General features: G+C 63.3%; 11 protein-coding genes. 7 read left to right on the top strand and 4 right to left on the bottom strand.

Annotated elements, in window-relative coordinates; translation table 11 throughout:
* Positions 1–110: 110 nt before the first annotated feature.
* On the bottom strand, positions 111–278 hold the full coding sequence (locus PVV54_RS16915) for a DUF6026 family protein (protein WP_274906362.1): 168 nt from the start codon (positions 276–278) through the stop codon (positions 111–113).
* Positions 279–481: 203 nt separating this feature from the next.
* On the opposite strand from PVV54_RS16915, the gene gnd reads away from it, so the two are divergent.
* The 6 genes from gnd to PVV54_RS16885 all read left to right on the top strand — a co-directional run bounded on the left by gnd (position 482) and on the right by PVV54_RS16885 (position 6123).
* A complete protein-coding gene (gnd, locus tag PVV54_RS16910; protein ID WP_274906361.1) occupies positions 482–1465 on the top strand; it encodes a phosphogluconate dehydrogenase (NAD(+)-dependent, decarboxylating) in 984 nt (327 codons plus the stop codon).
* Positions 1462–2952: a glucose-6-phosphate dehydrogenase gene (zwf, locus tag PVV54_RS16905; protein ID WP_274906360.1), complete on the top strand. Its 1491-nt coding sequence runs from the start codon at positions 1462–1464 to the stop codon at positions 2950–2952. Before gnd ends, zwf begins: the two co-directional genes overlap by 4 nt.
* An 18-nt stretch (positions 2953–2970) precedes the next feature.
* Positions 2971–4767, top strand: coding sequence for a glycoside hydrolase family 15 protein (locus PVV54_RS16900; RefSeq protein WP_274906359.1), 1797 nt, complete (start codon positions 2971–2973; stop codon positions 4765–4767).
* A gap of 117 nt (positions 4768–4884) precedes the next feature.
* Positions 4885–5163, top strand: coding sequence for a type II toxin-antitoxin system RelE/ParE family toxin (locus tag PVV54_RS16895; protein WP_274906358.1), 279 nt, complete (start codon positions 4885–4887; stop codon positions 5161–5163).
* A gap of 15 nt (positions 5164–5178) precedes the next feature.
* Positions 5179–5466, top strand: a complete 288-nt coding sequence (locus PVV54_RS16890; RefSeq protein ID WP_274906357.1) for a HigA family addiction module antitoxin — start codon at positions 5179–5181, stop codon at positions 5464–5466.
* A 36-nt stretch (positions 5467–5502) separates the two neighbouring features.
* Positions 5503–6123, top strand: a complete 621-nt coding sequence (locus PVV54_RS16885) for a TetR/AcrR family transcriptional regulator (RefSeq protein ID WP_274906356.1) — start codon at positions 5503–5505, stop codon at positions 6121–6123.
* 115 nt (positions 6124–6238) lie between these two features.
* Here the strand turns inward: PVV54_RS16885 and preA are convergent, their stop codons facing one another.
* The 3 genes from preA to hydA form a co-directional block, all read right to left on the bottom strand.
* Positions 6239–7513 (bottom strand): NAD-dependent dihydropyrimidine dehydrogenase subunit PreA, encoded by a 1275-nt coding sequence (gene preA / locus PVV54_RS16880; RefSeq protein WP_274906355.1) that lies wholly within the window; start codon positions 7511–7513, stop codon positions 6239–6241.
* The gene (locus PVV54_RS16875) at positions 7514–8881 is read right to left on the bottom strand and encodes an NAD(P)-dependent oxidoreductase (protein WP_274906354.1); all 1368 of its coding nucleotides are present in this window, start codon (positions 8879–8881) and stop codon (positions 7514–7516) included.
* Positions 8882–8996: 115 nt separating this feature from the next.
* Positions 8997–10436, bottom strand: coding sequence for a dihydropyrimidinase (gene hydA, locus PVV54_RS16870; RefSeq protein ID WP_274906353.1), 1440 nt, complete (start codon positions 10434–10436; stop codon positions 8997–8999).
* 604 nt (positions 10437–11040) lie between these two features.
* Between hydA and PVV54_RS16865 the strand changes: the two genes are divergently transcribed.
* A complete protein-coding gene (locus PVV54_RS16865; RefSeq protein WP_274906352.1) occupies positions 11041–12531 on the top strand; it encodes an NCS1 family nucleobase:cation symporter-1 in 1491 nt (496 codons plus the stop codon).
* Positions 12532–12538: the final 7 nt, after the last annotated feature.

The following is a 12538-nucleotide window of genomic DNA, read 5'->3' as shown; positions in this document are numbered from 1 at the left end:
CGGGAGAAAGCGCGCACCTTAGATGCGAATCGTTCCCAGTTCAAGCGTTTTTTGCCGAGGGTTTCAGCGAGGTGGGAGCAACAAGGCTCCCACAGGCGGAGGGGGGTGAATCAGGGGCGTACGGCTTTTTCGTCAGTGCGCGCTTGTTGCAGCAGCAGGTGCAACTGGGCGACCTGTTGGCGCAATTGGTCGCGTTCGTCCTTCAATTGACGCAGCTCATCACGGCGTACGGACACATACAGCGTCTGGGTTGGAGTGGCAGGCATCAAGCTACCCATGAGCACACCTCGCGGTTTTGGCTGGTGACAGTTAAAGCGTAGTCGCTTCACGCGGCGCGCATTCTGAATTCTTTTGCCGCCGGTGGGAACTTTTTTGTTTAACGTTGTCTTGCCGTTCGTCGCTGAACCCTCGGGCGGCGTGCTGGACTAATCTGAACAGCTGAACTCTGTAGTCATCCATTTCAAAAGGGGAGCATCGGCTCATGCAACTGGGAATCGTCGGGCTGGGCCGCATGGGCGGCAATATCGCAAGGCGCCTGATGCGCGCCGGACACCGTACCGTGGTCAACGACCGCAACCGTGAGGCCATTGCCGCGCTGGAAGGCGAGGGCGCACAAGGTGCGCACGACCTGGGCGCGCTGGTGCAAAAACTCAAGGCGCCGCGCGCAGTGTGGGTCATGCTGCCCGCCGGTGAGCCCACCGAGCAGACCATCGTTCAACTGGCCGACCTGCTGGAGCCGGGTGATGCGATCATCGACGGCGGCAACACCTTCTATAAAGATGATATGCGCCGTGCCGCCGACCTGGCCAAGCGCGGCCTGCATTACCTGGACGTGGGCACCTCGGGTGGCGTGTGGGGCCTGGAACGGGGCTACTGCATGATGATCGGCGGCGAAAAAGACGTGTTCGAGCGCCTGGAGCCGCTGTTCAAGGCACTCGCCCCCGGTGTGGGCGATATCCCGCGTACCCAGGGCCGCGAAGGCGAGCACCAGCGCGCCGAGCATGGCTACATTCATGCCGGCCCGCCTGGCGCCGGGCACTACGTGAAGATGATCCACAACGGTATCGAGTACGGCCTGATGCAGGCTTACGCCGAAGGCTTTGACCTGTTGCGCAGCAAGGGCGGCAACGAGCTGCCTGAAGACCAGCGCTTTGACCTCAACGTGGCCGAGATTGCCGAAGTGTGGCGCCGTGGCAGCGTGGTCACTTCGTGGCTGCTCGACCTGACCGCCGATGCATTGGTCACAGACCCTCAGCTGGCGCAGTTCAGCGGTTCGGTGTCTGACAGTGGCGAGGGCCGCTGGACCATCGATGCTGCCGTGGAGCAGGCCGTGCCGGTGCCGGTGCTGTCCAGCGCGCTGTTCGCCCGCTTCCGCTCGCGCCAGCAGCAGGGCACCTACGGTGACAAAGTGCTCTCGGCCATGCGCCTGGGCTTCGGTGGCCACGTCGAGAAGAAAGACGCATGACCAAACAGACCATTCCAGCTGCTCCGCCTTGCACCCTGTTCCTGTTCGGCGCCAACGGTGACCTGGTCAAGCGCCTGCTGATGCCGGCGCTGTACAACTTGAGCCGCGACGGGTTGCTGGACCGCAACCTGCGCATTGTCGGCGTCGACCACAACCCGGCCACGGCGCAGGATTTTGCCGAGCGCCTGCATGCGTTCATGCGCGAGCGTGACACGGCCAAGAGCCTGGACGAAAAGCTGTGGGCACGCCTGGCCAAATGCCTGGATTACCAGACCGGTGACTTTCTCGACCCGGCCACCTACGCCGCCCTGGGCAAGCGCATTGATGCCACCCGCCACGGCAATGCCATCTTCTACCTGGCCACCTCGCCGCGCTTTTTCCCCGAAGTGGCCCAGCGCCTGGGCGAAGCCGGCCTGCTCGACGAGTCGGCCGGCGGCTTTCGCCGGGTGGTGGTGGAGAAGCCGTTCGGCACCGACCTGGCCAGCGCCGAGCAGCTCAATGCCTGCCTGTTGAAGGTGATGAGCGAGCGGCAGATCTACCGCATCGATCATTACCTGGGCAAAGAAACGGTGCAGAACATTCTGGTGAGCCGCTTCTCCAACGGCCTGTTCGAGTCGTTCTGGAACAACCACTACATCGACCACGTGCAGATCACCGCTGCCGAAACGGTTGGCGTCGAAACCCGCGGCGCCTTTTACGACAACACCGGCGCCCTGCGTGACATGGTGCCCAACCACCTGTTCCAGTTGTTGGCGATGGTTGCCATGGAACCGCCCGCAGCGTTCGGCGCCGATGCAGTGCGGGGCGAGAAGGCCAAGGTGATCGGCGCGATACGCCCGTGGTCGGCAAAAATGGCGCTGAAAAATTCCGTGCGTGGCCAGTACGTTGCCGGCAAGCAGGGCCGCAAGCGGCTACCGGGCTACCGCGAAGAAGACAAGGTAGCGGCTGACAGCAAGACCGAGACCTACGTAGCCCTCAAAGTGATGATCGACAACTGGCGCTGGGCGGGGGTGCCGTTCTACCTGCGTACCGGTAAGCGCATGAGCGTGCGTGACACGGAAATCGCCATCTGCTTCAAGCCAGCGCCTTACGCACAGTTCCGCGAGTCGGAGCTGGAACGGCCCAAGCCCAATTACCTGAAAATCCAGATCCAGCCCAACGAAGGCATGTGGTTCGACCTGCAGGCCAAGCGGCCAGGGCCGGAGCTGGTGATGGAGAACGTCGAGCTGGGCTTTGCCTACAAGGACTTCTTCAAGATGACCCCGGCAACGGGGTACGAAACGTTGATCTACGACTGCCTGACCGGCGACCAGACCTTGTTCCAGCGGGCCGACAACATTGAAAACGGCTGGCGGGCGGTGCAGCCGTTTCTGGATGCCTGGGCTCAGGAGGGCGAGGTGCATGAGTACCCGGCCGGTGAAGACGGCCCCGAGGCGGGTGATGAGCTGCTGACGCGGGACAAGCGTGAGTGGCACCGCTTGGGGTGAACAAAAAGAGGAGGCCAGATGCCGGCCCACATCGAAGACTACGCCCTGCTCGGCAACTGCCGCAGCGCCGCCCTGGTCAGCCGTGATGGCGCCATCGACTGGCTGTGCCTGCCACGCTTCGACGCCCCTGCCGTGTTCGCAGCACTCTTGGGCAATGACGAAAACGGCCGTTGGCGCCTGGCGCCCAGCGACCCCGTCGAACACGTCAGCCGGGCGTACCGGGGCGATACGCTGGTGCTGGAAACCACCTGGGTCACCGCCAGCGGCCGCGCCCGGGTGCTTGACTTCATGCCCTTGGGCGACGCCAACTCCGTGGTGCGGATCGTCGAAGGGCTGGCAGGCGAAACCCACTTCGAAATGGACCTGGTACTGCGCTTTGACTACGGCCGCAGCGTACCGTGGGTAGAGAAGCTCGACCCCCTCATCCTGAGCGCCGTCGCCGGCCCCGACCGCCTGATTCTGGAAAGCACGGTAGCCACCCACGCCCGCGACCACCACACCGCAGCCCGCTTTCGCGTGCGCCCCGGTGAGCGCCATACGTTCAGCCTGCGCCACCAGCCCTCGCACCTGCCGGTGCAGCCCGATTGCGACATTGACCAGGCCCTGTCGCGAACGGCCGAACAGTGGCAAGCCTTCGCCGACCGCTGCCCGGATGTAGGGCCGTACACGGCGCTGGTACGCCGCTCGCTGCTTACCCTCAAGGCCATGACCTACGCGCCCACCGGCGGCATCGTCGCCGCCGTCACCACCTCGCTGCCCGAACGTGTGGCCGGGGAGCGCAACTGGGACTACCGCTACTGCTGGCTGCGCGATGCCACCATGACCTTGCTGGCCTTCATGAACCTGGGCTACTTCGATGAAGCCCAAGCCTGGCGCGAATGGCTGCTGCGCTCGGTGGCCGGCAACCCCGAACAGATGCAGATCATGTACGGCCTTGCCGGGGAGCGCGACCTGCAGGAATACACCTTGCCTTGGCTGGCCGGTTACGAGCAGTCGCAACCGGTGCGCGTGGGCAACGCTGCTTCGCAGCAGCGCCAGCTGGATATCTATGGCGAAGTGGCCGATGCCATGACCCAGGCCATCAAGGGCGGCCTGCCGCGCTTGCCACGCAGCGCGGCCATAGCGCGGCTGATCATGCCCTACGTGGAGCGCATCTGGCGCGAGGCGGACGAAGGCATTTGGGAGGTGCGCGGCGGGCCGCAGCATTTCGTGCATTCCAAGGTCATGGCCTGGGTGGCCTTCGACCGCGCCGCCAGCCTGGCGGACACTACCGAAGAAGACCGCGAGCGGGCCCGGCATTACCGGCAAGTGGCCGACCAGATTCACCGCGAGGTGTGCGAAAAAGGCCTGGACCCTGAAGGCAATTATTTTGTGCAGGCCTACGGCTCCAGCGAGCTGGACGCCAGCCTGTTGCACATCGCGCTGACCGGGTTTTTGCCGGCGGACGATCCGCGCTTCATGCGCACGCTGCAACAGATAGAGCAACGCTTGCTGCGCAACGGCCTGCTGCTGCGGTATGACAGCGACAGCTGCAGCGATGGCCTCACGCCCGGCGAGGGCACGTTCCTGGTGTGCTCGTTCTGGCTGGCCGACGTGTATGTGCTGCAGGGGCGGCAGGCAGAAGCCCAGGCGCTGTATGAAACGCTCACCGGGCTGTGCAACGACTTGGGCCTGCTGGCCGAACAGTACGACCCGGCGGGTAAACGCATGCTCGGTAACTTCCCCCAGGCCTTCAGCCATATCGGCATCATCAACACGGCGCTGAATCTGCACCGGGCGCAGTGCCCGGTGCGTGATCGGGCGAGTTGCGGATAAGTTTGTCCCCGCTACCCGCTTTACTGTGTGACGCATCGAGTCACATATGATATTTTGCTTCGTGTGATGCGTGGGGTCACACTTTGCCGGTCTCCCAATGGACTCGGCGAGCTACCCATGATCATCAGTTTTAGGCACAAGGGACTGCGAATATTCCATCAAACTGGAAATTCCCGGGGTATTCAGCCCGCTCATGCCAAGCGGTTGAAACGTCAATTGCAGTTTCTTGACCGGGCAATCGTGGCGCAGGACCTGAGTGTGCCGGGCTGGCAGTTGCATGCGCTCAAAGGCGAATTGGCGGGCTTCTGGTCGTTGAGCGTCTCCGGCAACTGGCGGCTGATTTTTCGTTTCGTGGGGTCGGATGTCGAACTGGTCGATTACCTTGATTATCACTGAAGAGGAGGGCTGATCATGCCTTTGCACCATCCGCCGCACCCCGGCGAAACCCTTCGCGAGGACGTATTGCCGGCGCTTGGCCTTACGGTCAAGGCCTTCGCGAGCCACTTGGGGTTCTCGCGTGAGGCGCTTTCCCGGGTACTGCATGGCCGGGCAGCCATGTCGCCTGACCTGGCTTTGCGCCTGGAGATGGCGGGCATCAGTACCGCACGCCTGTGGTTGGCCATTCAGGCGGACTACGATATCTGGCAGGCACGGCACCGTTGGCAGCCTGAGATCGCTCGCCTGTTTCAGGCCGCCTGATCCGGGCCGGCTCAGCAGTCAACTATCGGAAAGCGCATGGCTAACCACAAGATCGAAATCCGCAAGCGCAACGTTGAAAAGATCCTGCAGGCCGCGGAAAAGGTATTCGCCGACAAAGGCTTTGGCGCCACGTCCATGGGGGACATTGCCGAGCAGGCCGAGCTGCCGCGTTCCAACCTGCATTACTACTTCAGCACCAAGGACGACCTGTTCCGCGCGGTGCTGCAGGACCTGCTTGAGGTGTGGAAGCAGGACGCGCTGTGTTTCGAGAATTTCGACGACCCCCGCGTGGTGCTGACCAGCTACATCCGCGCCAAGATGGGCCATTCGCGCACGCGGCCGCTGGGGTCGAAGATCTGGGCCGAAGAGATGCTGCACGGGGCGCCGCTGCTGGGCGCGAGCCTGGATGAAAGCCTGGTGCCGTGGGCCAAGCTCAAGGAAGACAAGATTCGCCGCTGGGTGGAAGAGGGGCGGATTTTGCCGGTAGAGCCTTCGGCATTGCTGTACATGATCTGGGCGTCGACCCAGCACTATGCCGATTTCGGGTATCAGGTGGCGGTGTTGAACGAGGGGGAGCCGTTGTCGGATCTGGCGTTTGAGAGTGCGGTGCAAACGGTGACGTGCGTGATTTTGCGGGGGATTGGGTTGGAACCGTAAAAGGGGGCCGCGTTGCGGCCCATCGCGGATGAATCCGCTCCTACAAGAGCTGTGTAGGAGCGGATTCACCGAGACGTCGGACCGCCGCGATGGGCTGCAAAGCAGCCCCAGTTTCTCAACCCGCCTCGCGGTACGGATTACGCGGATCCTGCGTCCAGTTCAAATAAGGCTTGCCCGTCTCCTGCGCCTGCATCTCGATGCAGCTCTCTACCGGGCAAGTGATCTGGCACAGGTTGCAGCCCACGCATTCCTCCTCGATCACGCTGTAAGCGTGTGTCCCATCAGCCTTCAGCGTACTGGCAATCGCCTGGTGCGACGTGTCCTCGCAGGCAATATGGCAACGCCCGCAGCCAATGCATGCCTCGTCATTGATATGCGCCACCGACTTGTAGTTGATGTCCAGGTACTTCCAGTCGGTGGTATGCCCCACGGCCTGTCCCTGGAACGCCTTGAGGTTGCTGTGCCCGTGCTGGTCCATCCAGCGCGCCAGGCCGTCCTTTATATCCTCCACAATCCGAAAACCGTGCAGCATCGCCGCCGTGCACACCTGCACCGCGCCGCTGCCCAGTGCCACGAACTCGGCAGCATCACGCCAGTTGCCAATGCCGCCGATACCGCAAATCGGCAGGCCGCGTGTCTCGGGGTCACGGGCGATTTCGGCGACCATGTTCAGGGCGATCGGCTTCACCGCCGAGCCGCAGTAACCGCCGTGGGTGCTCTGGTCGCCAACGATGGGGTGGGCCACCATGCGGTCCAGGTCGACGCTGGTGATCGAGTTGATGGTGTTGATCAGCGACACCGCATCGGCGCCGCCCCGGTGCGCCGCCCGGGCCGACTGGCGAATGTCGGTGATGTTCGGCGTGAGCTTGACGATCACGGGCAAGCTGCAGTGTGTCTTGCACCAGCGGGTGACCATTTCCACGTACTCGGGCACCTGGCCGACCGCCGCGCCCATACCGCGTTCCGGCATGCCGTGGGGGCAGCCGAAGTTCAGCTCGATGCCGTCGGCGCCAGTGGCTTCCACCAGCGGCAGGATGAATTTCCACGATTCCTCCACGCACGGCACCATCAACGACACGATCAGCGCACGGTCGGGCCAGTCCTTTTTCACCTGAGTGATTTCGCGCAGGTTGATGTCCAGCGAGCGGTCGGTGATCAGCTCGATGTTGTTGATGCCCTGCACCTGGCGGTTGGGGCCATAGTGGGCCGAGTAGCGTGACGAAACGTTGACCGCGGCCGGGTCCTCACCAAGGGTTTTCCAGACCACGCCGCCCCAGCCCGCCTCGAAGGCGCGGACCACATTGTAGGCCTTGTCGGTGGGCGGCGCGGACGCCAGCCAGAAGGGGTTGGGTGCCTTGATGCCGGCAAATTCGATGGACAGGTCGGCCATTTACGCTGCCTCCACGTTGAGCATGAGTTGGGCATGGATGGCTTCGGCTGCCAGCTTGCCGTGTTGCACGGCCTGAACGGTAAGGTCCTGGCCCAGGGCGGTGCAGTCGCCGCCCGCGTAGATGCCCGGCAGGCTGGTGTGCATGTGCTCGTCCACGCGAATGCGCTCGCCGTCGCGGGCCAGTTGCGCGGCCAGCGGGTCGCTGAGGCTGGCCTCGTCGAAGCGTTGGCCGATGGCTTTGAAGATGGCATCGGCAGCCAGCTCGAAGCTTTCACCGGTGTCGCACAGGCGGCCGTCGACCAGCGTGGTGCGGGCGAAGCGCATGCCGCGTACGCGGCCGTCGTCGCCCAGCAGTACGGTGTCGGGGCGGGCCCAGGTGTGCAAGCGGACCTGGTTGGCCTTGGCAATGTCCTGCTCATGGCCGGTGGCGCCCATGTCATCGGGGCCGCGGCGGTACACCAGGTTGACGTCGCGGGCGCCCAGGCGGCTCATCTGCACGGCCATGTCGATGGCGGTGTTGCCGGCGCCGATCACCAGGCAGCGGTCGGCCAACGGGAGCTGGGCGAGGTCATCCGCCTGGCGCAGCTCGCGGATGTACGCAGTGGCGGCCAGCAGGCCCGGGGCTTCTTCGTCGGGCAGGCCAAGCTGGCGCACGGCGTTCAGGCCCAGGCCGAGGAACACGGCGTGGTACTGGCCGTGGAGTTCGGTGAGGGTCAGGTTGCCCCCCAGTCGTTGGCCATGGCGGATCTCGATGCCGCCGATGCCCAGCAGGAATTCCACTTCGCGCTGGGCGAAGTCATCCACCAGTTTGTAGCGGGCGATGCCGTACTCGTTCAGGCCACCAGCCTTTTCGCTCGCCTCGAAAATCACCACGTCATGGCCATGCATGGCCAGGCGATGGGCGCAGGCCAACCCCGCCGGCCCGGCGCCGACCACGGCAATGCGCTTGCCGGTGGCAGGGGAGCGCTTGAAGGGGTGTTCGGTGAACCCTGCATTGTCCAGCGCATAGCGTTGCAGTTGGCCAATCAGCACCGGGGCACATTCCTGTGCGTTGTTACGCACGCAGGCCTGCTGGCAGAGGATTTCGGTGGGGCACACGCGGGCACAGCTGCCACCCAGAATATTCGCCGAAAGAATGCGCTCGGCGGCGCCTTGCAGGTTCTCGTCGCTGATGCGGTGGATGAACGAAGGGATGTCGATTTCGCTCGGGCAGGCGTTGACGCACGGGGCGTCGTAGCAGTACAGGCAGCGTGCGCTTTCCACGGCGGCCTGGCGTGCGGTGAGCGGTGGAGCGAGGTCGCCGAAGTGTTCGGCCAGCTCGTCGTTGCCGGCGCGCGGGCGCGGCAAGTGGTTCAGGGCGTCGATCACGGTTGATGCCTCTTTCTGGTTTTATAGGCGCAGATTTTGGGGCTGCTGCGCAGCCCATCGCGGATGAATCCGCTCCTACAAGGGACCTGTAGGAGCGGATTTATCCGCGATGGCCTCAGCGCTGCACAGGCGTAGGCCGCTGCTGCTCGGCCCGCCGCCCCAGCACCTCATACACCGAGGGGTAGGCCGGCCGTTCCACGTACCGCCCCGCGCCCGGTTCGGCACGCAGGTCGCCATCGGCCCAGAGCACCTTGCCCTGGCTGATGGTGTGGCTGGGGATGCCGCGCACGGTGCGGCCTTCGAAAATGTTGAAATCGACGCGCTGGTGGTGGGTTTGCGCGGATATTGTGCGGGTGCCTTCAGGGTCCCACAGCACCAGGTCGGCATCGGCGCCAACCCGGATCGCCCCCTTGCGCGGGAACAGGTTGAAGATCTTGGCGGTGTTGGTTGAAGTCAGCGCCACGAACTCGTGCATCGACAGGCGCCCACTGTTTACCCCGGCATCCCACAGCACGGCCATGCGGTCTTCAATGCCGGCGGTGCCGTTGGGGATGCGGCTGAAGTCGTTGCGGCCCATGGCCTTTTGTTCGGCGCAGAAGCAGCAGTGGTCGGTGGCGGTGGTGTGCAGGTTGCCCGACTGCAGGCCGCGCCACAGTGCTTCCTGGTGCTCACGCGGGCGGAAGGGCGGGCTCATCACGTAACCGGCGGCAGTGGACCAGTCCGGGTGGCGGTACACGCTGTCGTCGATCAGCAGATGGCCGGGCAGCACTTCACCGTACACCGGCTGGCCCTTGGCCCGGGCGTAGGTGATTTCGTCCAGCGCTTCACGGCTGGAAATGTGCACCACGTACAGCGGCGTGCCAATGGTTTCGGCAATGCGAATGGCGCGGCTGGCGGCCTCGCCTTCCACTTGCGAAGGCCGCGACAGCGGGTGTGCCTCTGGCCCGGTCAGGCCTTGGGCCAGCAGCTTCTGTTGCAGGTGGTACACCAGCTCGCCGTTCTCGGCATGCACGGTGGGCACGGCGCCCAGTTGCAGGCAGCGTTCGAAGCTGGCTACCAGGGTGTCGTCGGCGGCCATGATGGCGTTCTTGTACGCCATGAAGTGCTTGAAGCTGTTCACCCCGTGCTGGTTGACCAGCTCGCCCATCTCTTCGGCTACTTGTTCGCTCCACCAGGTGATGGCCACGTGAAAGCCATAGTCGGACGCGCTTTTTTGCGCCCAGCCGCGCCAGGTGTGAAACGCCTCCAGCAACGACTGCTGCGGGTTGGGGATGACGAAATCGATGATGGAGGTGGTGCCGCCTGCAAGGCCTGCGGCGGTGCCGCTGAAGAAGTCCTCGCTGGCCACGGTGCCCATGAAGGGCAACTGCATGTGAGTGTGCGGGTCGATGCCGCCGGGCATCAGGTATTGGCCGCTGCCGTCGAGGATTTCGCAGTCGGTAGGGGGTTCGAGGTCTTTGCCGATGGCGCGGATCACGCCGTCGACACACAGGACATCGGCGGGGTAACTCTCTTCATGGGTAACCACGGTGGCGCCACGGATCAACAGGGACATGCCGTCTTCCTCGCAGGCTGACCGGTCTTTGCCGGTTCTTGAGTTGTTATATGCCAGTGACTGGAGGAAATCGTTAATCCTGTCAGGCCTGACAAGATTGGAATCTAGATGCTGATCAAGGATTGTTCAAGAAAATATTTTATGAGCTTATAACTATCTTAATTAATTGAAAATTAACGATAAATTTCAAAAATCACCAAAATGGTGAGGCCTTTCACCATTTTGACGCACTTGACAAGAAGCCAAATTGGTCAAGATTTTCCATGCAAAATCAGCTGCTTGAAATCCAGCTTTCCGGCACAGGCGGCGAACACAAAAAACAGGCTGCACCACTTTGAACCCCTGATCAGGGGCCAAGGGTGGCAACAGCGCAAGGCGAGGGGATGACCGTACCCGCGCACTTGCCGAAGCAATACCTTGCAGATCAGTGCATTACCTCCCGTCGGCAGTGTCCGGCCGCCCAAGTGTTTGCCAACTCGGCACGCATCTTGAGTACGGCCACCACCGCCAGGCCGGACCGGAGGAGCAGTGCTGGTGGTGTGTGTACTCCGGCCATCGCGTTAGCCCGATGAGCGAACAACTAGAAAAATCTGGAGAAGGCCCCATGCAACAGAGCAGATCGGAAGTGATCGAGCAGGATGGCCTGTACGAGCTGTCCGCAGGCAGCGATGTTCTCGACAGCCCGCGTTACAACCACGACATCGCGCCCACCAAAGTGCACCAGCGCACCTGGAACAAATGGCACATCACCGCGCTGTGGGTGGGCATGTCCATCTGCGTGCCCACGTACACCCTCGGCGGTGTGCTCACCGCGTATTTCGGCCTCAGCGTCGGCGAGGCGCTGCTGGCCATTCTGCTGGCCAACGTGATTGTGCTGATTCCGCTTACGCTCAATGCCTTCCCCGGCACCAAGTACGGCATCCCGTTCCCGGTGCTGCTGCGTTCGTCGTTCGGCATTCTGGGGTCCAACGTGCCGTGCCTGATCCGCGCGGTGGTGGCCTGTGGCTGGTTCGGTATCCAGACGATGTTCGGCGGGCTGGCCATCCACCTGTTCCTGGGGTCGGTATTCGAGGGTTGGAAAGCCTTGGGCGGCACCGGCGAAGTGATTGGCTTCATGATCTTCTGGGCGCTCAACCTGTGGGTGGTGCTGCGCGGCGCGGAGTCGATCAAATGGCTGGAAACACTCTCTGCACCGCTGCTGGTGGCGGTGGGCTTCGGCCTGCTGTTCTGGGCGCTGCCGCACATGTCGATGACCGAGCTGCTGGCCCAGCCGGCCAAGCGCCCGGAAGGGGCGAGTGTGTACGGGTACTTCTTTGCCGGGCTGACGGCGATGGTCGGTTTTTGGGCCACGCTGTCGCTGAACATCCCGGACTTCAGCCGCTACGCGAAAAGCCAGAAGGACCAGATTCTGGGGCAGATTTTCGGCCTGCCGCTGACCATGTTCCTGTTTGCCGCGCTGGGCGTGGTGATGACGGCGGCCTCGGCGTCGCTGGTGGGGGAAACGGTGTCTGACCCGGTCAGCCTGATCGGCAAGATTCAGAGCCCGGGTTGGGTGGCGCTGGCCATGGCACTGATCGTGATCGCCACCTTGTCGACCAACACCGCGGCCAACATCGTCTCGCCCACCAACGACTTCCAGAACATCGCCCCCCGCCTGATCGGGCGTAGCCGCGCGGTGTGGCTGACGGGTTTCATCGGCCTGGCGCTGATGGGCCATGAGCTGCTCAAAAAACTCGGCTGGATCGTCTCCGACCTGAGCCTGGAGAGTGTCTATTCCAACTGGTTGCTGGGCTACTCCAGCCTGCTGGGGCCGATTGCCGGGATCATGGTGGTGGACTACTTCCTCATCCGCCGCCAGCAACTGGACTTGGCCGGGCTGTACCGGGATGACGTGTACCCGGCATGGAACTGGGCCGGGTTTGTCGCGTTCGCGGTGCCGGTGGCGCTGACCGTGATGGCCATCGGCAACAGCAGTTTCAGCTGGTTCTATGACTTTGGCTGGTTCACCGGGTCGTTGCTCGGTGGTGCGTTGTACTACGTGCTGGGCGGTGTGGTGGTGCGTGGGGCGGCGCGGTTGGCCAAGCCTTTGCCGTGAGATCGCG

Origin of the sequence: Pseudomonas sp. PSKL.D1, from assembly GCF_028898945.1 — a bacterium.
In the GTDB taxonomy this organism is placed as follows: domain Bacteria; phylum Pseudomonadota; class Gammaproteobacteria; order Pseudomonadales; family Pseudomonadaceae; genus Aquipseudomonas.
Note: the sequence above shows the minus strand (reverse complement) of the source record. Positions and strands in the feature narration are given on the sequence as shown.